Source organism: Arenibacter antarcticus (assembly GCF_041320605.1).
Lineage (GTDB): Bacteria > Bacteroidota > Bacteroidia > Flavobacteriales > Flavobacteriaceae > Arenibacter > Arenibacter antarcticus.
Window position 1 is genome coordinate 1,564,522 of the sequence record NZ_CP166679.1, and the last position, 24,264, is coordinate 1,588,785.

20 protein-coding genes are annotated in these 24,264 nt (G+C 37.9%); 13 read left to right on the plus strand and 7 right to left on the minus strand.

Annotated features, from left to right (window positions below; translation table 11 throughout):
- Nucleotides 1–12: 12 nt before the first annotated feature.
- Together KCTC52924_RS06415 and KCTC52924_RS06420 are read right to left on the minus strand one after the other, a co-directional pair.
- Entirely contained in the window at nucleotides 13–2,094 is a 2,082-nt protein-coding gene (locus KCTC52924_RS06415) for a type IX secretion system membrane protein PorP/SprF (RefSeq protein WP_251807445.1), read from the minus strand.
- 6 nt (nucleotides 2,095–2,100) lie between these two features.
- On the minus strand, nucleotides 2,101–4,368 hold the full coding sequence (locus tag KCTC52924_RS06420; protein WP_251807443.1) for a gliding motility-associated C-terminal domain-containing protein: 2,268 nt from the start codon (nucleotides 4,366–4,368) through the stop codon (nucleotides 2,101–2,103).
- Between the two features lie 291 nt (nucleotides 4,369–4,659).
- Here KCTC52924_RS06420 and KCTC52924_RS06425 point away from each other — a divergent pair, with 291 nt between their 5' ends.
- From KCTC52924_RS06425 to KCTC52924_RS06440, 4 genes are all read left to right on the plus strand, one after another.
- Nucleotides 4,660–6,345, plus strand: coding sequence for a glutamine--tRNA ligase/YqeY domain fusion protein (locus KCTC52924_RS06425; RefSeq protein WP_251807441.1), 1,686 nt, complete (start codon nucleotides 4,660–4,662; stop codon nucleotides 6,343–6,345).
- Nucleotides 6,346–6,725: 380 nt separating this feature from the next.
- Nucleotides 6,726–7,055 (plus strand): YtxH domain-containing protein, encoded by a 330-nt coding sequence (locus tag KCTC52924_RS06430; protein ID WP_251807440.1) that lies wholly within the window; start codon nucleotides 6,726–6,728, stop codon nucleotides 7,053–7,055.
- 11 nt (nucleotides 7,056–7,066) lie between these two features.
- Nucleotides 7,067–7,411 (plus strand): hypothetical protein, encoded by a 345-nt coding sequence (locus tag KCTC52924_RS06435; protein ID WP_251807438.1) that lies wholly within the window; start codon nucleotides 7,067–7,069, stop codon nucleotides 7,409–7,411.
- Between the two features lie 3 nt (nucleotides 7,412–7,414).
- Nucleotides 7,415–7,630, plus strand: coding sequence for a DUF6327 family protein (locus KCTC52924_RS06440; protein WP_251807436.1), 216 nt, complete (start codon nucleotides 7,415–7,417; stop codon nucleotides 7,628–7,630).
- Nucleotides 7,631–7,731: 101 nt separating this feature from the next.
- Here the strand turns inward: KCTC52924_RS06440 and KCTC52924_RS06445 are convergent, their stop codons facing one another.
- Together KCTC52924_RS06445 and gltX are read right to left on the minus strand one after the other, a co-directional pair.
- Nucleotides 7,732–8,658, minus strand: coding sequence for an SPFH domain-containing protein (locus tag KCTC52924_RS06445; protein ID WP_251807434.1), 927 nt, complete (start codon nucleotides 8,656–8,658; stop codon nucleotides 7,732–7,734).
- Nucleotides 8,659–8,779: 121 nt separating this feature from the next.
- A complete protein-coding gene (gene gltX, locus KCTC52924_RS06450; RefSeq protein ID WP_251807432.1) occupies nucleotides 8,780–10,294 on the minus strand; it encodes a glutamate--tRNA ligase in 1,515 nt (504 codons plus the stop codon).
- Between the two features lie 118 nt (nucleotides 10,295–10,412).
- Here gltX and KCTC52924_RS06455 point away from each other — a divergent pair, with 118 nt between their 5' ends.
- The 9 genes from KCTC52924_RS06455 (at nucleotide 10,413) to KCTC52924_RS06495 (ending at nucleotide 21,527) form a co-directional block, all read left to right on the plus strand.
- Nucleotides 10,413–13,841 (plus strand): DUF4175 family protein, encoded by a 3,429-nt coding sequence (locus KCTC52924_RS06455; RefSeq protein ID WP_251807430.1) that lies wholly within the window; start codon nucleotides 10,413–10,415, stop codon nucleotides 13,839–13,841.
- Nucleotides 13,834–14,256, plus strand: coding sequence for an rRNA maturation RNase YbeY (ybeY, locus tag KCTC52924_RS06460; protein ID WP_251807428.1), 423 nt, complete (start codon nucleotides 13,834–13,836; stop codon nucleotides 14,254–14,256). The genes KCTC52924_RS06455 and ybeY overlap by 8 nt, the downstream gene beginning before the upstream one ends.
- A gap of 6 nt (nucleotides 14,257–14,262) precedes the next feature.
- Nucleotides 14,263–16,131 carry a tRNA uridine-5-carboxymethylaminomethyl(34) synthesis enzyme MnmG gene (gene mnmG / locus KCTC52924_RS06465; protein WP_251807426.1) on the plus strand — a complete coding sequence of 623 codons (1,869 nt, stop codon included), beginning with the start codon at nucleotides 14,263–14,265 and terminating at the stop codon, nucleotides 16,129–16,131.
- Between the two features lie 413 nt (nucleotides 16,132–16,544).
- Nucleotides 16,545–17,381 carry a class I SAM-dependent methyltransferase gene (locus tag KCTC52924_RS06470; protein WP_251807424.1) on the plus strand — a complete coding sequence of 279 codons (837 nt, stop codon included), beginning with the start codon at nucleotides 16,545–16,547 and terminating at the stop codon, nucleotides 17,379–17,381.
- A gap of 283 nt (nucleotides 17,382–17,664) precedes the next feature.
- Nucleotides 17,665–18,174: an OmpH family outer membrane protein gene (locus KCTC52924_RS06475; protein WP_251807422.1), complete on the plus strand. Its 510-nt coding sequence runs from the start codon at nucleotides 17,665–17,667 to the stop codon at nucleotides 18,172–18,174.
- 199 nt (nucleotides 18,175–18,373) lie between these two features.
- Nucleotides 18,374–19,066, plus strand: a complete 693-nt coding sequence (locus KCTC52924_RS06480) for a DUF2064 domain-containing protein (RefSeq protein ID WP_251807420.1) — start codon at nucleotides 18,374–18,376, stop codon at nucleotides 19,064–19,066.
- A 187-nt stretch (nucleotides 19,067–19,253) separates the two neighbouring features.
- Nucleotides 19,254–19,589 carry an arsenosugar biosynthesis-associated peroxidase-like protein gene (locus tag KCTC52924_RS06485; protein ID WP_251807418.1) on the plus strand — a complete coding sequence of 112 codons (336 nt, stop codon included), beginning with the start codon at nucleotides 19,254–19,256 and terminating at the stop codon, nucleotides 19,587–19,589.
- A gap of 79 nt (nucleotides 19,590–19,668) precedes the next feature.
- A complete protein-coding gene (gene arsS / locus KCTC52924_RS06490) occupies nucleotides 19,669–20,724 on the plus strand; it encodes an arsenosugar biosynthesis radical SAM (seleno)protein ArsS (RefSeq protein ID WP_251807659.1) in 1,056 nt (351 codons plus the stop codon).
- A gap of 188 nt (nucleotides 20,725–20,912) precedes the next feature.
- Entirely contained in the window at nucleotides 20,913–21,527 is a 615-nt protein-coding gene (locus KCTC52924_RS06495; protein ID WP_251807416.1) for a TetR/AcrR family transcriptional regulator, read from the plus strand.
- Here KCTC52924_RS06495 and KCTC52924_RS06500 read toward each other — a convergent pair.
- Genes KCTC52924_RS06500 through KCTC52924_RS06510 form a run of 3 tightly spaced genes read right to left on the minus strand, consistent with a single transcriptional unit; the run spans nucleotide 21,517 to nucleotide 24,232 of the window.
- On the minus strand, nucleotides 21,517–22,611 hold the full coding sequence (locus tag KCTC52924_RS06500; RefSeq protein WP_251807414.1) for a glycosyltransferase family 9 protein: 1,095 nt from the start codon (nucleotides 22,609–22,611) through the stop codon (nucleotides 21,517–21,519). The genes KCTC52924_RS06495 and KCTC52924_RS06500 overlap by 11 nt on opposite strands.
- A gap of 46 nt (nucleotides 22,612–22,657) precedes the next feature.
- Nucleotides 22,658–23,260 (minus strand): DUF4254 domain-containing protein, encoded by a 603-nt coding sequence (locus tag KCTC52924_RS06505; RefSeq protein ID WP_251807412.1) that lies wholly within the window; start codon nucleotides 23,258–23,260, stop codon nucleotides 22,658–22,660.
- Between the two features lie 39 nt (nucleotides 23,261–23,299).
- Entirely contained in the window at nucleotides 23,300–24,232 is a 933-nt protein-coding gene (locus KCTC52924_RS06510; protein ID WP_251807410.1) for a hypothetical protein, read from the minus strand.
- Nucleotides 24,233–24,264 lie beyond the last annotated feature (32 nt).

Sequence of the window (24,264 nt, forward strand, 5' to 3'; positions counted from 1 at the left end):
TTAATGAGTATGCTAAGTAAGCTGGCTAGGAGACACTCTCATGATCCACATCTTATCATTGTAGGTATCGTTTATTTTAGAGTAATAAGATACCAGCGCATTGTTCCATGAGTCGTGTTTTTTTAGATACACATACCGATAGTTATTTTCTGGGTTTACAAAATAACTAGCACTAAGTCCTTGGGAGTTTAATAATTTGATAAATCTAATGGCATTGTTAGCATTGGCAAAAACACTTACAATGATATAATAGCCTGTGTCTACCCCTTTAATATTGTACACTCGAGCACTGGTATTGTTGGCGGATACATTATCCTTGACGACTACGTTTTTCTGAAGTTTATCTGCGGCATATTGGGTAGAGGTTTCCTTTAGCTTGTTAATATTGTTTGCATAAGCCTTATCTGTATAACTTCGGTTGTCCACATTCATAATCCACATATCGTCTACATAGGTGCCATTAAGTTTAGATTTATGGGAGGCAAGGGCTTCCTGCCACGTATCGAACCGCTCCAAGTAAACGTATTTTAATCCATTCTTGGGGTTTTCAAAGTAGTCCGCCCTAACTCCATCTTGGGTAAGGTTATCTATAAACCGGTCCATGTATTTATTTCCTTTGTACACATTGGCCACCACATAATAACCATCGACAACCCCTTCTAAATCTAGAAACTTTTTACTTTTTATATTATTCTGTTTCGCCATCTCTGTAAAGTCGTCCTTTTCAGCAGCTTTACTTGTGGAGGTAAGTCCTGACTTTGTATTTGAAGCAATTTTGTTTATAGCGTCATTAGCCTGTAAAGCTTCTTTTATCCCGATTGGTTTATCGTTGTTTATGGGGGCTTTGGGTTGTAGCGCCAAAGCTTCCTTATTATTATTTGGTAAATACATGTCCTTTGCTTTAGCTTCCAGATCTGGACGCTTCCCTTGGGTCTCGCTCCTTACCATTTTCATGACCATATCGAACCTGCGTTCCAAATCCCTTTGACGGTTAGATTCTAAGGAATCTTGTCTAAACATCAACTCTGCCAATATCGCATCATTTTCTGCAAGCGCCTTTTTAAGTTTCTCCAATTCCACTTCTTGGGCAGTAAGTACCTCATCTGGATCAATTTCATTTTCTACCAGTTCATCATAATCATCTTCCAACATTACCCGGTCTTCTGTTAAAGTTGGGGTTATGGAATAGGCAAAAGAGATCTCGTGGGTAAGTCCGAAATTGTCGAAATTGTTAGACAGCCCCTTTTCCATGGTATATCCTAAGGAGAGTCTTTGGTTAATATTAAATCCAATTCCGGCGGAGGCCCCAAAAAAACTATCGTAACCTGCCTGAAGCCATCCCAACTTGGGCAAGTCCAATATAAGGCTTCCCCCTAGCACCACTTCTTCCTGCCCCACCTTTCTAACCCGGGCCAAAGGCATTAACCTACCTTGCTCTAAAACACCACTGCCATTTTCAAACTGATGGGTATATTGTAAGTGTCCAGAAAAGGTCTTGTCCTGAAATTGGCTTACTGTACTACTGGTCTTAAGATTGTAGTCGAACAGATTTTCGGCAAAAACACCGATATCGAATTTGTCAAAGGAAATATTGAATCCCGGTTGAAAAGACAATAGATTGGAATCCTGTAGCCCGTTTAACGAGGGGTCATTGGGGTCTAAGGCCATCGCCCGGTTCCTATCAAAACCGCTATTGTAATATGCCAAGTTTGCCCCGAAGGTAAAGTTGCTCTTCTCGCTTAGTTTTATCCCATAAGCAAAATTTGCCATCACCCCATAGTTGGTAATCAATCCCTCCGTTTGGGTATAAAGACTTAATCCCAGACCATTGCGATCGTTAACCCTACCGCTGTAACTTAAAAAATAATCCTGATTATTATCGTTAAAGGATACCGATTGGTTTCTATGAAGCAAGTTAATATAGGATTTATTCTCCCTTACCGTGGAAAACGTTGGGTTTATTAGGAACCGATTAAATTTTAGAAGGTTCTGCGAAGGAACATCATAAGATACAAACGGGTTCTCCTCTTGAGCGTTTAGGTTGCTAAATACCAATAGGAAAAGTAATAGCTTTATAAAGTTTTTCTTGTACATATCGCGTTAGCGTATAACTGTTATTGTCCCTTTTTTTAATGTCTGTTTTGCATTTTTAATGGTATAATAGAACACCATATTCTGTTTGGGAAACTTCATGGTAGCCTCTGGCCAATTATTCTTGTATTGAAACTGGTTAAGGACCTCTTCCCCTTTTTGGTTATAGATAATTACATGGATCGCCGGGTCCTTTGTATACGTATTGGGAAGAACCCACTGGTCGTTAAATCCGTCACCATTGGCAGTGATCACATTGGGTACTCCAAAGGTATCCTGATAAGAAACGGTAAAGGTTTTGCTTACTTGGCAATCGTTTATCGTTGCAATAATCGTATACGTACCTTCTAGGCTCAGGGTAACGGAATCTGTATCTCCCAATAACACCTTGTTTTCATCGAACCATTGGTAGCTATTGGCCCCAGTAACAGAAACCTCCCTACTGCTCCCTTCCGGAAAAAGGATGTCCTCGGTTTGCGGATTCAATATGATTAAGGAGTCATCAAAAGGGGTAATAACCAATTGATTCGACTTTAAATCGCAACCATTCTTTTCCACCGTCAGTTGATAGGTTCCGGGTTCGGAAACCGTTAAAACCTCAGAAGTATCCAATATTTCCAACCCATCCTTGGACCAACGGAAAGTCGCTCCGCTTAAATCCGTACTGGTACTGATAGTAGCAGTATCACCAGTACCACAAATTATGGTAGCATTGCTCGTAATAGCTAGCATTTCATTGGTCAATAACCTTACTGGCAAGGCATTGGAAACAGGATTAAATCCATCCAAGCTCCCGACTAGGGTATAAATGCCATTTTCACCCGTATTTATTAAGCTGATGTTGTTAGAAGTAGCTCCCCCTACATTGACACCATCCTTGGTCCATTGGTATGCAAAAGACGCTTTTAGGTCAGTGGTTACATCCAATTTAGAACCATCGGACAATACCGCATTGATCCGCGATATTTCCATAGCGATACTAGTATTAATGCAATCGGTATAATCAGTAGCGTAATCAATAGTAAATTCAAAGGCATTGGGATAAACCAGAGTAGTAGTTTCAGAACTTATGGTAGCCATTGGGCAACTTCCGCCACTTAAGGAGACTTCTGCATAATACACTCCTACAGAATTGGCGACAAGGGTACGTGCCGTTTCCCCATTTAGGGCAAGGTTGTCTTTGTACCATTGATAGCTTACTGGAGTTGAGTCCGATGTTACGCTTAAAGTAGTGGTCTGCCCAGGGAGTAGTACCATATTGGCCGGATTGTCCCTACTCACCGAAAACATTCCTGCTTGGGTAATGGTAACCGGATTAGAAGTTTCTGTACAAATACCATCGCCCTGTATTCTTACGGTATAATCACCTGAAAATTGAGCATCATTGGTATCTATGGCATACGTATAAGCACCTTGGGTACTTCCCTGAACCATATTTCCGTCTTTAAACCAAGTGTAGAATAGGTCCGGATAGTTCATATTGGCCTCCAAAGGTGCAACAGTCTCACCGGTACACAATACCGTTTTTACAGGCGGGTTTAAGGCCAGCCCCACGCTAGTGCCGATCTGCACTTCCATAGAAAGGGATTGGGTATTGGAAGATCCGGAACAGGTAGTCCCATAATCCAATTCAACTACATAAAAACCCCCTTCGGTAACCTCAATGGAAGGTCCATAACCCGACACCGTGTAAGGAGAGGTATTCCTATACCAATTATACCGATAGGTTTCTGCGTTGGGGACATTGTATACCTCCAATGTGGTAGAACCTCCACCACAGAGTTTTACCTGTTTGGCGGGCGTAGGGGCTGTATCCCCAAGTTCCCTAATATTGATTGTGGTATTAAAATCGATATAATACATTTCAAAAGGAAGTGATGGCGGACTGGTCTTCGCGGGCTTGGTACTCCTAACTCGGAACCTGTAGGCATCTCCCCTAGTATTTTCCGGTAAGGCAAAGTTAAATTCAAAATCGAAATCCGTATTCTTGTCTGAAACTCTTGAAAGTTCGGTGGCAGTGGTAAACATGCCATTGGCATCGGACAATTCCAAAATAAATTCATTATCCACAGCAACTGTTGGCAACCAAGTAAAATTAACGTAATACTCATTAAACCCCGCAGATCCGCAGGCCGCTGTCCATACCGAATTTCCCGATAAATTGGGATTATCGGCAGCAGTAGGTCTATTCAAAGTCTGCGCAGAAATACCGGTCGTTCCCAAGGCCATAAGGCTTAGGATCATCAGTAAAAATGCATTTATTAGGTTCGGTTTCATATCTTTTAGCAGTTTGGGATACTACTGGCATTATCAATTGTCGTCTATTTGGCTTCTAATTGGAGCTCTAAATTGCTGATACACAATAGATAACTCACCATGGCATAACCCTAAAATCTTCATTATCATATAAAGGGGGGTAACAAATATGTTGTTTTATTAAGGTCTGGGGAATTTAAAGTTGTAAGGTTTAATAAAAGTGTTGTGAAACCCACTTTCTTGTATGCTTGCTGCTTTTTATATGCAGCTTTTAGCGCAATTTCGCTACATTTGCACCTCAATATTTAGAAAATGAGTAACACATCCCGTTCGTTGAATTTTATAGAGCATATTATAGAGGAAGATTTAACCAAAGGCTTCCCAAAGGATAAGCTTAAATTTAGGTTTCCACCTGAGCCAAATGGATATTTACACATAGGACATGCAAGTTCCATATGTCTAAACTTCGGTTTAGGCCTTCGCTATGAAGCCCCTGTTAATTTAAGGTTTGATGACACCAATCCCGCCAAGGAAGAACAGGAGTATGTGGATGCGATAAAGCGTGACGTGGAATGGTTGGGATACCAATGGGATACCGAATGTTATGCTTCGGATTATTTTCAACAATTATACGATTGGGCCATCGTTATGATCAAACAAGGGGCGGCCTATGTAGATAGTCAGTCTTCAGAGGATGTTGCCATCCAAAAAGGCACACCAACGGAAGCAGGTAAGGAGAGTCCCTTTAGAAATAGGTCCATTGAAGAAAATTTACTGCTTTTCCAAAGCATGAAAGATGGCAAATTTAAGGAGGGTGAACACGTTCTTAGAGCGAAAATCGATATGACTTCCCCCAATATGTTGATGCGAGATCCCATTATGTACCGAATTCTGCATAAAGCGCACCATCGAACAAATACCGATTGGTGTATTTATCCCATGTATGACTGGACACATGGGGAAAGCGACTATATTGAACAAGTTTCCCATTCGTTCTGTACGTTGGAATTTGCTATGCACCGGGAACTCTACGATTGGTTTTTGGACCAAGTGGTAGAGGAGAAGTTAGTACGTCCTAAACAACGGGAATTCGCAAGACGAAATTTCAGTCACACTGTTGTGAGCAAACGTAAATTATTACAATTGGTTGAAAAGGGTGTAGTAACTGGATGGGACGATCCACGTATGCCTACTATTTCCGGACTTAGAAGAAGAGGATACACTCCAGAATCCATAAAAGCTTTTGCAGACACCATTGGCATTGCTAAAAGGGATAATGTGGTAGATGTTTCTTTATTGGAATTTCATGTAAGGGAGCACCTGAACAAAATTGCACCAAGAGTAATGGGCGTGTTAAACCCACTTAAATTGGTGATTACCAATTATCCCGATGGGGAAGAAGAATGGTTAGATGCCGAAAATAACCAGGAAGATGAGTCTGCTGGTTATAGAAAGGTTCCTTTTTCTAAGGAATTGTTTATTGAGCAGGAAGATTTTAAGGAAGAAGCTAACAGGAAATTTTTTCGACTTAAATTGGGCGGGGAGGTACGTTTAAAAAATGGATATATCATAAAAGCGGAATCCTGTACCAAAGATAGCGATGGAAATATAATTGAGGTACAATGCACCTACGACCCTAAGAGTAAAAGTGGGAGCGGGACTGAGGAAAGTCTAAGGAAGGTAAAAGGAACCCTGCATTGGGTCTCTGCCAAACACGCCGTTGAGGTTGAAGTTAGATTGTATGACCGACTCTTTACTGAGGAAACACCGGATTCACATAAAGAGAAGGACTTTATGGAATTTATAAACTCAGATTCCCTTACTGTAATAACAGCCTTTGTAGAACCCAGTTTAGAAAATGCACAGATAGGCGAACAATTCCAGTTTCAACGCATGGGCTATTTTAATGTGGATAAAGACAGTACCCCGGAAAAATTAATTTTTAATAGAACAGTAGGTTTACGGGATACTTGGGCAAAAGTTCAGGTTAAAAATTAAAATAAGAACCCTTTATCGAAAACAACATAACGATAGGTATTTACTATTGAAAACAAAGACCACAGCTTACATTTGCTGTGGTTTTTTTATGGGGCCAACTAAATAGCTTTACGCTTTGTTTTTAAGGTCTAAAAATGGCTAAAAAGACCATTTAGCACACAATTAGTCGTTCTAACTTGTTTTACGACAAAAATTTGTGCGATTGCATCCTTTCATACGCTACCTTTTTCTTAACTTTAACCTATTGATAGTATACCATCAACACGCTTAAAAATTAGGCAATTAAACTTGGAACCTTGGCCAAACTTATTTTGGACTTTGTTCTTTTTTAACCTTAACTATTTTGAAAATAAATTAGTAACAATTTAAATAAATCAATTATGACAAACGACAATGGAAATACATTATTGGCATTGCTAACTGGAGCAGCCATAGGTGCGGGAATAGGAATACTCTATGCCCCGGACAAAGGAGTAAAGACCAGAAAGAGAATTAAAAAGAAAGCAATTCAGACAAGCGATGACCTTACTAGCAGAATATCGCATGCCACAGAGGAGCTAACCAAAACAGCAGAAGCTAAAAAGGTAGATTTTGAGCATAAATTAGAAGAAACATTATCCAATATGAGTTATAAGGCAGATGATATCATCTCAGCTTTGGAAAAAAAGTTGTCTGATTTAAAAAATAAAAATGCCCAACTCCAAAAATAAAAATACACTAGATGGCCTTGGAGGATTTAAAGGATAACCTATCGGAAGTTGACCGGAATGTACGCGCATATTTAGAAAATTCCGAAGAGTATTACAAACTCAAAGGGTTTAAGATGGCAATGCGAAGCATTAGCTCATTGGTAAAACTATTGTTATTAGGAAGCATTGCCCTGTTGGCACTTTTTATGCTATCCTTTGCCTTCGCCTATGGTATTGGACAATGGTTGAACAATATTTTTCTAGGTTTTTTAGCTGTCGGAGGCACTTATATTCTATTAGGAATAGCATGTTACCTCTTTAGAAATAAGTTGGACAAACCTTTAATTAAGAAGTTTTCAGATTATTATTTTGATTAAATTATGAATAAACCCGTATTTACCTCTTTTGAGGAGATAGATCATAAGTTAAAGATATTACGACTTCAGCGAGAAATTGAAATGGAGCAGATAAAGTTACATCTAAATGGTGCAAAGAACAACCTACTACCAACAGCGCTAGTCGGAGGAGTAGGGAGGTGGTCCAAAAGATTACTAATTACCTTCATTTCCAGAAAAATTTTAAGAAAGTTTAGCTAGTTAGCACACATTAACTCTAATAAAAAAAAAACCCTTTTACTAATGGTTAAAACCAAGAAGTAAAAGGGTTTATACGTATTTAAGTAAAGTTTTTATTTACTTTATTCCTTTTTGGTGATTTGTGTTTTTTTCATAGATTCCCCAATCATATTACTAGCAGTAAAGGAAGCCACCATATTGTTCAACATATCACTTCCCGCCTGCGGGGAGTTAGGTAGCAGTATTAAATTGCTATTGGTTGCCTCCCCAATAGATTGTAAGGTATCATAATGTTGGGTAACCACAATAAGGGCAGATGCTTCTTGGGAGTTAATACCCACCTTGTTCAATACTTCTACAGACTCTTCTAATCCGCGTGCTATTTCCCTTCGTTGATCTGCTATACCCTGACCTTGTAATCGTTTGCTTTCTGCCTCGGCCTTTGCTTTTTCTACAATTAAGATCCGCGCTGCATCCCCTTCAAACTGTGCCGCAATTTTTTCTCTTTCGGAAGCGTTAATTCGGTTCATAGCCTCCTTTACCTGGCCATCCGGATCAATGTCTGTTACTAGGGTCTTAATAATATCGTACCCATAATCCAACATCGCATCTTGCAGTTCTGTCTTAACTGCTATTGCGATATCATCTTTCTTAACAAAAACATCATCCAATTTCATTTTTGGAACTTCGGCACGTACCACGTCGAATACGTAAGAAGTAATTTGATCATGGGGATATTCCAATTGATAAAATGCTTCGTATACCTTGTTTTTCAGTACCACATACTGAACTGAAATTTTAAGTTTTACAAAAACATCGTCCAAGGTCTTTGTCTCTACAATGACATCAAGCTGTTGAATTTTAAGTCCAACCCGTGCGACAATTTTATCCACTAAAGGAATTTTAATCTGAAGCCCTGAAGTCCTAACACTGTTAAACTTTCCAAATCGCTCTACTATTGCTGCGGTTTGTTGTTTTACCGTAAAAAAAGATGAAAAAAGAATCACGATGCCGATAAATAGAATCGGAATTAATAAAAATGAACCCATAATATTTAATTTTAGTTAGTGAAAGTAACCTATATTTATTTCATAGGTCGATTTTTTATATAATGTGTTACACCTTATACCTACAATACCACGATTATATCCACATTTACTACCATTCCATTTATTTTAAGCTTGAAATGGCCTTATTTATTCGATCGATACTCTCCTGTTGTCCTATTAATGCCAAAATATCAAACATATGGGGCCCTTTCATATCCCCAACGGTAATAAGTCGCAGTGGGGGCATAACCTTGCCAAAGGACAAACCTTGTTCTCCGATCCATTCTTTTACTTTGGCCTCCAAATTTTCGGAAGAAAAATCTGATATAGATCCCAGCATGGCAACCAATTGTTCCATAATTGCAGCGGAATCTTCCTTCCATTGTTTCTTGACCGCTTTTTCATTATAGGATTCGGGAGCCACAAAGAAATAATCTCCCAATTCCCAAAAATCCTGAATAAAGGTAGCGCGTTCTTTTATAAGGACTACCACCTGTTTCACATAAGAAATATTCAACCGTTCTTCAGCTATTTGGAACTCGGAACTTCGCAGTATTTCACTAAAACCTTCGGCCAATTCCAAAGCGTCCCTATCTTGCATATACTGTTGATTATACCATTTGGTCTTATCTGGGTCAAATCGCGCTCCAGAACTGTTTACCCTATCCAAATCGAACGAGGCAATCAATTCCTCCATAGAAAATAATTCCTGCTCAGTACCTGGATTCCAGCCCAATAGCGCCAAGAAATTGACCACAGATTCAGGGAAATAGCCAGACTCCCTATATCCAATAGATTCCTTCCAAGTTAAGGGGAAAACTGGAAACCCCAACTTTTCACCATCACGTTTGCTCAATTTTCCCTTACCAACCGGTTTCATGATCAAAGGCAAATGTGCAAATTGCGGCACATCCCAACCAAAAGCGTTATATAATTGTTGATGAAGGGCCATTGAAGGCAGCCATTCCTCCCCACGGATAACATGGGTTATTTCCATTAAGTGATCATCGACAATATTAGCCAAATGATAGGTAGGCATCCCGTCGCTTTTAAACAACACCTTATCATCTAAGATATTAGAATCGATCTCAATTTTGCCCCGCACCAAATCGCTTAAATGGACGGCAGTATCGGTAGGTGTTTTAAAACGTATGACGTATTCCTCTCCAGCCGCAATTCTTTGATCTGTTGCCTCCTTGCTTAAGGATAGGGAATTAGACAATTTTAACCTGTTATGATGATTGTATATAAAGGTTTTCCCTTTTTCTTCATGATCCTTCCTATGTGCATCCAACTCCTCACTGGTGTCAAACGCGTAATAGGCAGAACCATTTCCCAAAAGGATATCCGCATATTTCCGGTAAAGTTCCTTTCGATCGCTTTGTCTATAGGGACCATAAGCACCTTCTTTGCCGGGCCCCTCATCAAAGGGTATATTACACCAGTTTAAAGCATCTATAATATATTTTTCAGCGCCTTCCACATAGCGTTTCTGATCGGTATCTTCTATTCTCAATATAAAATCACCATTATGCTTTTTAGCAAATAGGTAATTAAATAATGCGGTACGTACCCCACCAATATGTAGCGGGCCAGTTGGACTTGGCGCAAAACGAACGCGTACTTTCTTAGTCATTGTATAATAATTTAATTGCAAAGATACACAATGTAGGATATTCTAAGCCTCCGTTTTAGCACCTACACAAGGGGCTAGGGGCCTTTTTTTCGTATCTTGGTATTAAAAATCGCGCATATTGGACAATTACCAGAACATATTGAACAAGCTGAATACCTTTACTGCAAAGTTCTATACGAAAATGTTGCTAAAAGGGGTATTGCTGTTTTTGGCCATAGGCCTCCTTTTCTTCCTTTTGATATTGGGAATAGAATATTTTCTCTGGTTAAATTCTACCGGAAGACTACTATTATTTCTAATCATTATCTCCACAGAAATCTTTTTGCTGATTAAATTTATAATAATTCCGCTACTATTTCTATTCCGATTAAAACGCGGACTAACCTACAAACAAGCATCACTACTAATAGGAAAACACTTTAAGGAAGTAGACGATAAGCTCTACAATTTACTAGATCTGACAGAAAGCAACAATAAGTCCGACTTACTAATAGCTAGTATAGAACAACGTTCAAATAATCTTACAGTAATTCCCTTTGTTAAGGCCATTGACCTACGGGAGAACTATAAATACCTAAAGTTTCTATTGATCCCCATATTCCTATTAGGGTTAATATGGTTGTTTGGGGATATGGTATCTTTTATGGGATCCTACAAAAGGGTGGTAAATTACGATTTGGCCTATGAGCCCCCGGCACCCTTTAAGTTCAACATCCTTACCAAAGACCTAAATGTCCTGGACAGTGAACCCTTTACCATCCAGGTCACCACAGAAGGCAAAATAAGACCGGAGGGTATATTTATGGTGAAAGAAGACAAGGAATTTATGTTGCAGCACACCGATGGAATTTATAGCTATGTATTTACGCCTCCAATAAAAAATATAGCATTCCATTTCTCCGCCAACGGCATTAAATCCAAGAGTCTTATTCTAAATGTACTAAATACCCCAAGAATACAAGGTTTTGATATGGTCCTGAATTTTCCCGCCTACACCAAAAAAGCCCAGGAAACTCTACTGAGTACGGGTAATGTCACTCTACCAGAGGGGACTAAAATTGAATGGAAAATTAGGGCTATCCACACCGAGGAGGTCATCTTAACCACTACGGATACCCTATTGAAATTTAAAAAAGACCAGAACAACTTCAATTTAAACCAAAAAGTATATTCTAATACCGAATATAAAATTTCTACTTCCAACGCTGTGGTTCATGACTATGAAAATTTGGTGTATTCGCTTTCCGTGATCAAGGACGGATATCCAACCATACGTGTACAACAGCAGTTAGATTCCTTAGACCCGAATGTTTCTTACTACAAGGGAGAGGCCACCGACGATTATGAATTAAGCAAAATTAGATTGGTATATTATCCTTCGGAGAATGAAACCTCACTTCAAAAAATGGAACTCTCTCAACCCAGGCAAAATTTTAATTCCTTTTATTACACTTTCCCTTCAGGTCTCAACCTACAACAGGGAAAGGAGTATAGTTTTTATTTCGAAGCTGTGGATAATGATGCCATAAATGGACCAAAATCGACCAAAAGTCAAGTTTTTACCACCAAATTCTTAGACGACAGTGAGCTCTTGGATCTAAATATACAGGCTAAAAAGGCAATCCTATCCAATATGGATAAAAACCTAGACAAGATTAAACAACAGCAAAAATCTTTAGAACAACTCAACAGGGAGCAAAAGGAGAAAGAGCGATTGAGTTTCAATGATCAAAATAAAATTAAGGATTATTTAAAAAAACAGGAACAACAGGAAAACCTGATGAAGCGATTCCGAAATGAACTTAAGGATAATTTAAAACAGACCGAGAAGGATGACAAACTGAATAAAATGCTCCAGGAGCGAATAGAACGGCAGGATATTGAAGCCAGAAAGAACGAAAAGCTTCTGGAGGAACTAAAGCAATTAACCGATAAAATCAGCAAAGAAGATCTAAGCAAACGCTTAGAAGAATTTGGGAATAAACAAAAAAACAGCCAGCGAAATCTGGAACAGTTATTAGAATTGACCAAACGGTATTATGTAGAGGAGAAGATAAACCAATTGGGCAATAACTTAAGAGAGCTGGCTATAGCACAGGATACATTGGCCGGAAAGGACACAAAAACCGATAATTCTCCTGAGCAACAACAAGAACTCAATAAGAAATTTGAAGGTATCTCAGAAGAATTGGAAGAGATCCAAAAAGACAACGAGAGTCTTAAAAAACCCATATCCTTAAAAATCGACAAAACAAAACAAGCATCGATTAAGAAAGACCAAGAAGATGCCTTAGAGGAACTGAAGGATCGCCAAGAAGAGAAGGACACTGAAAACGATAGTGAAACGAAGCCTTCTAGCAAAGCAAGATCAAAACAAAAATCAGCCGCCCAAAAGATGAAAGAAATGGGAGAGCAATTACAAAAATCCGCGGCCAGTTCTGGGGAATCCTCCATGACCGAAGATGCGGAAGTACTACGTCAGGTATTGGACAATCTTATTACATTTTCTTTCGCGCAGGAGCAACTGTACAACGGTTTAAAAAAGGTGGACCTAACCTCCAATCTTTTTAGCGGAACAGTAAAAAAACAACAGGAACTAAGGGAGTTATTTACCCACGTAGACGACAGTTTATTTGCACTATCACTAAGGCAGGCCGACATATCAGAAATGGTAAACGAGCAGATCATTGAAGTGTACTACAATGTAGATAAGGCTTTAGAAAATTTGGCAGAAAGTCAATTTTACCAAGGAGCTTCCTATCAAAAATATGTATTAAACGCAACCAACGTATTAACTGATCTCCTAGCTAATATTTTGGAAAACATGCAACAACAGATGCAGTCCAGCTCTAGAAAGGGAAAAGGTTCCGATTTTCAATTACCAGATATTATCCTAGGACAAAAACAGCTACAAGAAAAAATGGAGGAGATGGGACAGGGGCCTCCAAAGGAGGGTAAAGATGGTAGAGATGGAAAAGCTGGTAAGGATGGGAAAAACAAACCTGGAGAAAATGGAGCACCTAAAGATGGTGATAATGGTCAATCGCAAGGAGAAGGGAAGAGCAACAACAACAACAACAATGGCAAGGACGGTAAAGAAAATAGCACGGGAAGCGGTCCAAATGAAGCTGAATTACAGGAAATATATGAGATTTACAAGGAGCAACAAAACCTTCGCGAGCAACTGGAAAAGCAACTAAAATCACTCATCAATAACGATGATCGAAAATTAGGGGAGAAGCTGGCAAAACAAATGGAAGAATTCCAGAACCAATTATTGGAAAATGGCATTACCCAAGAGACCTTAAGTCAAATGAACAACTTAAATTATCAATTAATGAAGTTGGAAAACGCAAACATGGAGCAGGGGGAAAAAGAAGAGAGGGAGAGTAAGACTGCAAGTGATAAATTCCAAAATCCATTATTGAGCACACCAGAAGTATTTAAGAAAACCGAAAACGATGTTGAGATTTTAAATCGACAAGCACTACCTTTGCGCCAAAGTTATAAAAACAAGGTTAAGGATTATTTTAGAAGCGATGATTGATTACCATTATTTAACGGACTTTGAGATAAAAGAAGAGGCCGAGTATACCGATTGGATACATAGGATAATAACTTCCGAAAATGGCCTACAAAGGCAACTGGATTTTATTTTTTGCAGCGACGAATATCTTCTGAAAATCAATCAAGATTATTTGCAGCATGATACGTTTACGGACATCATTACATTTCCCTATGGTGATGACCAAGGCATTATTGCTGGCGACATTTTTATTTCAGTAGACAGGGTAAAGGAAAACGCACAAACCTTTGAGGTGAATTTTGACTCTGAAATGCGTCGCGTAATTGCGCATGGCTTGCTACACCTGTTAGGTTTTGGTGACAAAAGCGACCAAGAGGCGAAGAAAATGAGGGAGAAAGAAAATGAAAAACTAAAAATGTTCCACGTGGAACACTAGAAAATTATGTTTGACAAAGAATACGATGTTATAGTAGTAGGAGCTGGACACGCAGGGGCAGAAGCTGCCGCGGCGGCTGCCAATCTGGGATCAAAGACTCTTCTGATTACCATGAACCTCCAAACCATAGGACAGATGTCTTGCAACCCCGCAATGGGCGGAATAGCAAAAGGACAGATTGTTAGGGAAATTGATGCCCTTGGTGGATACAGCGGAATAATCACCGATAAAAGTGCTATTCAATTTAAGATGCTCAACAAAAGTAAGGGACCTGCCATGTGGAGTCCTAGAGCGCAAAGTGATAGGATGCGGTTTGCAGAGGAGTGGCGCATAGCGCTAGAGAATACTCCCAATGTAGATTTTTATCAGGAAATGGTTTCAGGATTATTAGTCGAAGGCACTAAAATAGTGGGTGTAAAAACTTCTTTGGGTTTGGAAATAAAATCCAAATCCGTAGTACTAACCAACGGAACATTCCTTAACGGTTTAATCCATATTGGAAACAAACAATTTGGAGGGGGAAGAGCAGGGGAAAAGGCATCAACCGGAATTACCGAACAACTGCTTTCCTTTGGATTTGATAGTGGACGAATGAAAACCGGAACCCCTCCAAGGGTAGATGGTAGGTCCTTAGATTACTCCGCGATGATCCCACAGCCTGGAGATATAAATCCCGATAAATTCTCCTATTTAGACACCAAAGCACTCACCACACAACGAGACTGTCATATGTCGCACACCAGTGCTCTGGTGCATGATTTATTACGCGAAGGGTTTGACCGGTCGCCAATGTTCAATGGCAGAATTAAAAGTTTAGGGCCACGATACTGCCCCTCCATAGAAGACAAAATAAATAGATTTGCGGATAAGGACAGCCACCAACTATTCGTAGAGCCTGAAGGATGGAATACTGTAGAAGTTTACGTAAACGGTTTCTCAACCTCCTTACCAGAAGACATACAATTTAAAGCTCTACGTTCTGTAAAAGGATTTGAAAAGGTAAAGTTTTTTAGACCTGGATACGCTATTGAATACGATTATTTTCCACCCACACAATTAAAACACACGCTTGAAACAAAACTAATAGACAACCTATATTTCGCAGGACAAATAAATGGGACCACCGGTTACGAAGAAGCAGCGTCCCAAGGATTAATGGCTGGAATAAATGCACACTTAAAAATAAATGAAAAAGATCCATTTATACTACAAAGAGATGAGGCTTATATTGGAGTTTTAGTAGATGATTTAATCACAAAAGGAACAGAAGAACCTTATAGGATGTTTACCTCTAGAGCAGAATATAGAACGCTTTTACGACAAGATAATGCAGATTTAAGACTCACTCCAATGAGCTATAAAATTGGCCTAGCCTCAAAAGAAAGATTGGTGCGAATGGAGCAAAAAGAACGGGAGTCTGATTCATTTGTACAGTTTTTTAGGGAAACCAGTTTTGTTCCCGATGACATAAATCCTATCCTAGACCAATTGGATTCCTCCCTGGTAAAACAACCAGACAAAATGTTTAAGGTATTCTCAAGGCCTAAAGTAACTATGGATCACATGAAGGAATTAGAACCTGTATCCAACTATATCAATGAAAACAAATTGGGTAGGGAAGTGTTAGAACAAACCGAAATTCAGGTTAAATATGCCGGTTATATTGCTAAAGAAAAAAACAACGCAGACAAACTTCAACGTTTAGAAAATATAAAAATTCCGGATAATTTTGACTACAGTAAACTAAAATCTTTATCCTTTGAAGCAAGAGAAAAACTAAAATCCATTAAACCCGTAAGCATCTCACAGGCATCAAGAATAAGCGGAGTATCTCCTAGTGACATCAGCGTGCTTCTTGTGTATATGGGTAGGTAACATTGAAGAGGGAAGAACAACTCAACAAAGATTACATTATAGTAAACATCTCATTTAAAAGTCGATTGTTCCACGTGGAACAATCGACTTTTTCAATGATAAAACATTATAAATCAATAATATATACCTTAGTAAAGGCAGGAGTACCTCATAAGTAGCCTATTAAAGGGGGTCTTATCCTGATATTTTACACTTCTTCCCCAAATCTCAAATTCATGTACCTGAACATGTCAAAATAAAAATAGAAAAGGCACAATAACACTAATAACATCCACTAAGAAAAAGTATATTGATTGCCCCTAATAACACCAACTTTAATTAGGTATAAACAAAAAGATATTACCATTTAAAAAGAACTTTTTTTGCCTTTCAATTTAAAGTATCTTAGCCCCATAAATATTTTATTTCTAAAAATGAAATCCAAGGAATTCTATCTAGAGTGTAAAGACCATTCCGTAAGTGGAGAAACCTTTAGGCTGACATACGACCACAACAAGGATATGTTGGTTACCGAAACACGACCAGAAAACCTGGAAGAATATTACAAAAGTGAGGCATATATTTCTCATACTGATTCTAACAAAACAGTAATTGAAAAATTATATCAGGCAGTAAAAATAGTTAACCTTAAAAGCAAGACTCAACTAATAAACAAATATTCCAATGACGAAAAATGTCTCTTGGATGTTGGTGCGGGAACAGGAGATTTTTTAATCGCAGCACAAAAAAAAGGATGGAAAACAATAGGAGTAGAGCCCAACCATAAAGCAAGGGAAAAGGCAAAAGAAAAAGGAGTGGAAGTAGTAGCGCATCTCGAAACAGTGGCAAAAAAGAAATTTAATACAATTACCTTATGGCATGTTTTAGAACACCTTCCTGACCTAGAGGAACAAATAAAAGTATTAACAGGCCTCCTCTCGGAAAATGGTACCCTTATAATAGCAGTACCCAATTACAAATCATATGACGCTATTCACTACAAACAATATTGGGCGGCATTTGATGTACCTCGACACCTTTGGCACTTTTCAAAACAAAGTATCGAAGTACTTTTTGGAGAACATGGCTTTAAGATCATAAAAACCAAACCCATGCTTTATGATGCATTTTACGTATCTATTTTATCTGAAAAATATAAATCAAAGAAACAGCGTTTTATAAAAGCACTTTGGATTGGATTAAAGTCAAATTTCCTAGGATGGCGCTCTAAGGAGTATTCCTCACATATTTATATACTAAAAAAAGAGTAAAACGAATTTTAAAGCCATCTTAGAATACAACACCGCGTTAATTAACCATTACACCACTTAATCCTATACTCGCTCTTAAAACCGATATAACATAGCTCTTTTTCATAGTTAAAATCTATTTATATCTATTTTACAATACAAAAAACCAATAATACGTTTTACTATAAAAAAAGAAGAAAGGGACCCAAAACTAAAATCTTAACAAGAAAACAGGAATACCAACAATTTTTCTCAAATAATAAAAAACCTTTTATACTTTTACTCAAAATTTAAAAAAACAGAAATGAAAAAATTAGTTTTGGCCTTAGTGTTTTTTGCAGTACTATCTTGCCAACAAGAAAAAATAGGTTTCGTTGACAACGTAAAATTAATGGAAGCCTACAAAGAGAAATCGGATTTAGAAGCTCGATTCAAAACTCGATCAGATAAGTTCACAAAAAAAAGGGACAGTATATCCCAAGCCTTCCAAATAGAAGCGCAGGCTTTTCAAGCTAAGGCACAAAAAATATCACAGGACAAAGCTCAGGAAGAATACGGACAACTACAACAACGAAGTCAATTCATAGGCCAACAATTACAACAAGAAGAACAGGAATTACAAGTAAAAGGCCAAACAGAAATGGATAGCTTGGTATCCAAGGTAAAAGAGAAAATAAAAACCTACGGTAAAGCTAACGGATATTCCTTTATCCTTAGTGGAGGCGATGGAGGAAGCGTTCTTTACGGAACAGAAGCCCATGACGTAACCGATGAAGTCGTTAAAATCCTTAACGAAAATTACAACAAAAAATAGGGTACCCTAACTCCCAAACAAAAAGCCTGGAAATTCAATTTTCAAGGCTTTTTCTATGCTAGACGTTTTTAGATAGTTCCATATTTGAACATCAAATTTAAAATTATTTATCCTGTAATGAACCATGGAGGAAACCGACAAAACCATTAATGGTATTTATTGTATGTTTACCAATTATCAATGAGTGAGGTCCAAATAAATGGAAAATAAAACTGCTATCTTGGTTTTTGCAAATTCTGCTGCTGAGGAAACTAATCACAAAAGTATTCCAGGAGGTGAAGCATTATTCAACCAATTAACAGACCACACTTTAATTACGGTTAAAAAAACGGAATTACCCTATTTCCACTGTACCGAAGATCAGCAAAATGGCAACTGCTTTGGAACACGATTCTACAATGCCGTTAAGCACATATTTGACCAGGGCTATCAACATGTCATCACTATAGGGAACGATACTCCACACTTAAGCGCATTACATATACGCTCTGCCTATAAACATTTATTGGACAAAAAAATAGTCTTGGGACCCTCAACCGATGGTGGCTACTACCTAATGGGGTTTGACAAGTCTATGTTCTCTAAAATAGAAGCAAATAAATTTATACAATTACCATGGAAGACCTCAGGGTTACAAAACTCTTTTAATCAACTACTTAAGTCAATAAATAGGATTGCAGTAAGCCTTCAATCCCTAGTGGACCTAGATTCTATAGCCGACCTAAAAAAAATTATCCACCAGGGGCAACCTATTCCACAAAAGATATATCAGATCCTTATAAGTATCATTACAACACGACCTAAAATTATATTGTATACCCCAAAATATCGAGAACATTCGTTTCATACTAATTACTTCAACAAAGGATCGCCTCTTCAGATTCCATTTTAGCGACAAACTAATAGTCCAATTCGGGGGTAACTATAAAGCATTATGGGCATTGCTAGCCAATACCACGTATTATATAGATATCCACTACCTAATAGTTCAAATAAATAATACAAGGGAGTCCATCTATAGTGAGTAACAAACATAGACTAACTCAATTCACATCACAACAACTTAAAATAGTATTACAATGGCAGATTCTTATTACGATCCAGCAGATTTACGGAAATTTGGAAAGATTAGCGAATGGAGTGAGGAATTAGGAACTAAATTCTTTGATTACTACGGAAAAGTATTTGAAGAGGGCGCGCTTAGTGCTAGGGAAAAATCATTAATTGCCTTGGCAGTATCCCATGTAGTGAAATGTCCCTATTGCATAGATTCCTATACGAAAGACGGTTTGGAAAAAGGCATCACTAAAGAAGAAATGATGGAAGCCGTACATGTAGGAGCGGCAATAGAAGGTGGAGCTACCTTGGTGCATGGAGTTCAAATGATGAACAAATACAATAAATTGAGTATGTAATATGTAGCTTTTATCAAAAGTGGGTAAACCATGACTAAGTCTTCATAACTCAATACAGTAGCACATGAACATAGAAAAAATGGCAACAAAATCATTAAAAGCAAGACATGATGAGCTTGCGTTAAATAACAAACAACTCGAAATTCTAAATGGAGGACCATTTAAGGAGGGGGAATTACCCTATTTTAAAGATAAATTGGATGAAATAGGCCAATTTCCATTACGACCCAAAAAACTAGAGATTCTTCAGATCAATGTAGGATACATGTGCAACCAGGTTTGTGAGCATTGCCATGTGGATGCAGGCCCAGATAGGAAAGAGATCATGACCAAGGAAACCATGAAACTTTGTTTGGAAGTCATAAAAAATACCGGTGCCCACACCTTGGACCTAACAGGAGGTGCTCCTGAAATGAACCCAAATTTTAGATGGTTTGTTGAAGAAGCCTCAAAAGCAGGAATAAAAGATTTTATTGTACGTTCCAATTTAACGATTATACGTGCTAACAAAAAATACTACGATCTTCCTGAATTTTTCAAGAAACACAAAATTCACGTCATCTCGTCCATGCCACATTACACCCGAGGGAAAACCGATAAACAACGGGGAGACGGAGTTTTTGATACATCTATACGAGCACTTCAGGATTTAAATGCCATCGGTTATGGTATGCCTAATAGCACCCTTCAATTAGATTTGGTCTATAATCCGTCCGGAGCTTTTTTACCTGGAGATCAGGGAGCTATGGAACGCGATTTTAAAAAGGCCTTAAAAGATGATTTTGATATCCATTTTCATCAACTCTTCGCTATTACAAACTTACCAATTGCTAGGTTCTTGGATTACCTGATAGCATCGGGAAATTATGAAGATTATATGTATTCGCTTGTAGAAGCCTACAATCCAGCTGCGGTAAAAAACGTAATGTGTACCAATACTATTTCAATAAGTTGGGACGGTTGGTTGTACGATTGTGACTTTAACCAGATGTTAGGTTTAAAAGTTAATAGCAGCGTAAAACATATTAAAGATTATAATGAGGACATCCTAAATGATCGTGATATCATTGTTTCACAACATTGTTATGGCTGTACTGCCGGAGCTGGTAGTAGTTGTCAAGGAAACGTTATTTAAAGTTGACCACTTCAATTTTTTAAATTCTATCACAAGAGCACTTACAAACCTTGCAGTTTGAAGTGCTCTTCTTTCTAAGCTTAAATGATCACCTAAAGGTTTTTCGTCAGATTAAGCATGCCATTTATCCAATAATTTAAATTTTTTATAACATCGGTAGTTAAGGTAACAGACTAAAAAGGCTAACCATGAAGCATCAAATTAAACGTCTTACCACAATGAACCGAATCCAGAGCACTGGATTGGAACTTTTCTATCAGAAAGGATATTACAACACCAGCATAGACGATATATTAAAAAAACTATCCTTATCCAAAGGCGCATTTTACTATCATTTTCAATCCAAGGAAGAATTCTTTATCAGCATAACACAGACGCTTTTATTTAGAACGGTATACAATCAACTTATAACACCTATTGAAGGCAAGGAAGACCCTTTAAACGCCATAATAGAGTGTATGGACAAAGATTTGCAAACCGCAGAACAAAATTTTTTAGATTATGGATTTGTGTTAAGTAATTTTATCACCGAGTTTAATGGCAAAAATCCAGAAATAATGGCCTTTCTTCAGGATATACTAACGGTCTGGGAGGTAAACTTAGTCACTATTTTACAAAAGGGAAAAACGGATGGCTATATAAGCAGACATACAGATAGCGAAGCCCTTGCCAGTTATATTATTTACTCCTATATCGGGATAAGAACTTTAATGGTAGAAGGAAATAGCAAGCAACTGAGGTATAAATATATCCAACAGTTGCGCCAATATTTTAAAACTATGGACAGTAGAACTACGGCTTAGCAGATTGGCTTTCAAGTATCTCCTTTGCTTTGGTTAAAACCGACTCAGGAAGGATGGTTCTCATAACATCCTCATAACCCGAGGGAAATTTATTTCCGTAAACCGAGGTGGGAATTAGGGGGTAAGAATTCCTATCTGAAAGCAATACATTCCCGCCCTGATGAAATGGATAAAATCCCGCATAGGGATGGGTAACACCCCACAATGTTAGGCAGGGTACCCCAAACATAGCCGCCAAATGTGCATTCCCACTATCCATAGCAATCATCAGCTCTAATTGGGAAATAACGGCTAGTTCTTCACTTAAAGGTATCTTCCCTACAAGATTAACACAATGTTCATACCTCTTTCCCCATTTATCCAATGCCAAACGCTCCTTTTCCCCGCCACCAAAAAGCAAAATATGATAATTTTCCCTATTATTTAGACCAGCCACAACTTTCTCCATTAAATCCAAGGGATACATTTTTCCCTTAAAGGCCGCAAACGGGGCAATTCCTATCCATTTCTTTGTTGGATCTTTAAGCAAATTGTGAGTATCGGATGCAACTTTTCTTTTAAGTGGTAATGCAACGGACTCCAAGGATATTGGAAAGCCAAGTTTTGCAAAAACATCGGCATAGCGCTGGTGTGTAGTTTTTAGAGGTTCAAAAACCTTATTGGTCAAAGAGGTCAACGCCCTTTTCTCAGCCCTGCCCTTTTCTATCTGAACAAAAGGAATGGAACCAAGTCCAAAATAAGCCTTTAGAACAGTGCTACGCATTACATTGTGTACATCTGCTACATCAGTTATATCTAATAGTTTTAATTCGTTATAGAGCTTCCAAAGCCCCCATACGCCTTTATGCCTTCCCTTCACTTGGGCTTCAAAAACATGTACCCTTGGTAGCCCTTGAAAAATAGGCTTTAGAAATCCTTTGGTAAGTACCGTTACCCTAATATTTGGATATTGCTCCAGAAGGGCAGCGATAACTGGAACGGTCATAGCAACATCGCCCATGGCGGATAACCGGATCACCAAAATATGAACATGCTGAGAATTATTAGTAATCCCAGATACTTCCTCTCCCCTAGGTTTTATCATTTAAAAGACAATTAACGATAAGATTCCAATACCACAATTTATAGTCCTAACCCCTTTTACGAAGCACCGGATTTAACTCATCGTCATTATACATTTTCATTTGCTTATAGACTTTCATGTATTTTTTACCAGCTTCAATATCTGTCAACAATTGGTCTATCGCAGTAAAAAGATCCCTTTTTTGTTCCAAAAGAATATTCAGTTTAACCTGACACTTTTCCTTATGCTCTGTAGAGGCGTCTTCCCTGTCTACCTCTTCTTGCATATGGTATATTTTGAGCGCCAAAATAGACAATCGGTCTATGGCCCAAGCGGGACTTTCCGTATTAATTGTAGCCCCTTCTTCTTTGGTAATGGATTGATATTTATTTAAAAAGAAACTATCTATAAATTCTACCAAATCTGTCCTATCCTGATTACTAGCATCAATTTTTCGTTTGAGTTTGAGGGCGGCGACAGGATCAATATTGGGATCTCTTATGATATCCTCATAGTGCCATTGCACTGTGTCTATCCAGTTCTTTCGATACAACAAATGGGCAATATCATCTTTTGGATAGGGATTGGCAAAACCTTGGTCCACACAGTCCTCTATATGATACTTTTCGATACTTTCATTGAATATTTTAAAGGCAAAATCACTAAACATAATATTATCGTTTAACTACAAAGATACTTTTAATTTTAGTTAAAAAATACGGGTCAACAGAACAATAAATGGGAGCATAATTATAGCTAAGAGTACCAATTCCTTAATCCTATCTCTTTTTATGCTTTCTACATAGGAAGCCGTAAAAACAACTGCAGGGAAAAAAGTAATCAAAATAGGATGGTTATCCGAAGAGGATTTAAGAAAATAAACAGCTAAACCAATAAGAAAAAGGTAAAGCACCAAACGCATACTTACCAACTTTCCTAATCCCACATTCCCTAATTTAATATAGCCTATGAAACCACTGAGAAATACTATAAGTATATAAAAAAACAAGTATGATCCAACACCAATATCAGTAAAATAATCGGAACTTATATCTAGTTTAAAATTATAATGATCCAACAGATAATAAGGATTATTAATCAATGCAAGAGTAGCCATCATAATTATAAACATTGTAAATATGGCTACAAAAGGTACTATCCAGTTGCGAATATTTTTGGGTTGATAAAAATAAATGGCCACAAAAACAAGGAGCAGATACATGATGGCCCAGTCGTAAAATAGGCTCGAAACCATAATCCATAGCGTAGCATCAAAAATTTTGAGTTTAATATTTTTCAAGGACCTTAAACTCAACAAACGCCGTACGGCCAACAATATAAAAAAACTACAGAAAATAGCATTTGAATCTAACAATACCTCGGGAAAAACGACGATCAAGAGGGTGTAAAATAGAATGGATAGGGAATTTGATCCTGTAATTTTATTCCTCCTAGTAATAAAGTTTACTAGGAATATACTGAACATTAAGCACCCTAAAATAACCAAATGACCCAATAGCTGCTCAAGCACATAAGTTCTTTGGAACATCACTAAATGTACGAACCAGTAAAACCCAAAAAGAAATACAAGTAGTATTATATAATTAATTGGTTTTGTTTTTCCAAAAATGGTTGAAATCATTCTAGGTTTTTATATTTTTGTACGGTAAATAT

What these genes read in the sequence shown, in the direction of transcription:
- KCTC52924_RS06505 (WP_251807412.1), bottom strand. Translation starts at nt 23,260, where the DNA reads ATGTTTAGTGATTTTGCCTTTAAAATATTCAATGAAAGTATCGAAAAG.
- KCTC52924_RS06435 (WP_251807438.1), top strand. Translation starts at nt 7,067, where the DNA reads ATGGCCTTGGAGGATTTAAAGGATAACCTATCGGAAGTTGACCGGAAT.
- KCTC52924_RS06480 (WP_251807420.1), top strand. Translation starts at nt 18,374, where the DNA reads ATGGAAAATAAAACTGCTATCTTGGTTTTTGCAAATTCTGCTGCTGAG.
- KCTC52924_RS06500 (WP_251807414.1), bottom strand. Translation starts at nt 22,611, where the DNA reads ATGATAAAACCTAGGGGAGAGGAAGTATCTGGGATTACTAATAATTCT.
- KCTC52924_RS06475 (WP_251807422.1), top strand. Translation starts at nt 17,665, where the DNA reads ATGAAAAAATTAGTTTTGGCCTTAGTGTTTTTTGCAGTACTATCTTGC.
- KCTC52924_RS06495 (WP_251807416.1), top strand. Translation starts at nt 20,913, where the DNA reads ATGAAGCATCAAATTAAACGTCTTACCACAATGAACCGAATCCAGAGC.
- KCTC52924_RS06510 (WP_251807410.1), bottom strand. Translation starts at nt 24,232, where the DNA reads ATGATTTCAACCATTTTTGGAAAAACAAAACCAATTAATTATATAATA.
- KCTC52924_RS06415 (WP_251807445.1), bottom strand. Translation starts at nt 2,094, where the DNA reads ATGTACAAGAAAAACTTTATAAAGCTATTACTTTTCCTATTGGTATTT.
- gltX (WP_251807432.1), bottom strand. Translation starts at nt 10,294, where the DNA reads ATGACTAAGAAAGTACGCGTTCGTTTTGCGCCAAGTCCAACTGGCCCG.
- ybeY (WP_251807428.1), top strand. Translation starts at nt 13,834, where the DNA reads ATGATTGATTACCATTATTTAACGGACTTTGAGATAAAAGAAGAGGCC.
- KCTC52924_RS06420 (WP_251807443.1), bottom strand. Translation starts at nt 4,368, where the DNA reads ATGAAACCGAACCTAATAAATGCATTTTTACTGATGATCCTAAGCCTT.
- KCTC52924_RS06425 (WP_251807441.1), top strand. Translation starts at nt 4,660, where the DNA reads ATGAGTAACACATCCCGTTCGTTGAATTTTATAGAGCATATTATAGAG.
- KCTC52924_RS06445 (WP_251807434.1), bottom strand. Translation starts at nt 8,658, where the DNA reads ATGGGTTCATTTTTATTAATTCCGATTCTATTTATCGGCATCGTGATT.
- arsS (WP_251807659.1), top strand. Translation starts at nt 19,669, where the DNA reads ATGGCAACAAAATCATTAAAAGCAAGACATGATGAGCTTGCGTTAAAT.
- KCTC52924_RS06470 (WP_251807424.1), top strand. Translation starts at nt 16,545, where the DNA reads ATGAAATCCAAGGAATTCTATCTAGAGTGTAAAGACCATTCCGTAAGT.
- mnmG (WP_251807426.1), top strand. Translation starts at nt 14,263, where the DNA reads ATGTTTGACAAAGAATACGATGTTATAGTAGTAGGAGCTGGACACGCA.
- KCTC52924_RS06485 (WP_251807418.1), top strand. Translation starts at nt 19,254, where the DNA reads ATGGCAGATTCTTATTACGATCCAGCAGATTTACGGAAATTTGGAAAG.
- KCTC52924_RS06440 (WP_251807436.1), top strand. Translation starts at nt 7,415, where the DNA reads ATGAATAAACCCGTATTTACCTCTTTTGAGGAGATAGATCATAAGTTA.
- KCTC52924_RS06430 (WP_251807440.1), top strand. Translation starts at nt 6,726, where the DNA reads ATGACAAACGACAATGGAAATACATTATTGGCATTGCTAACTGGAGCA.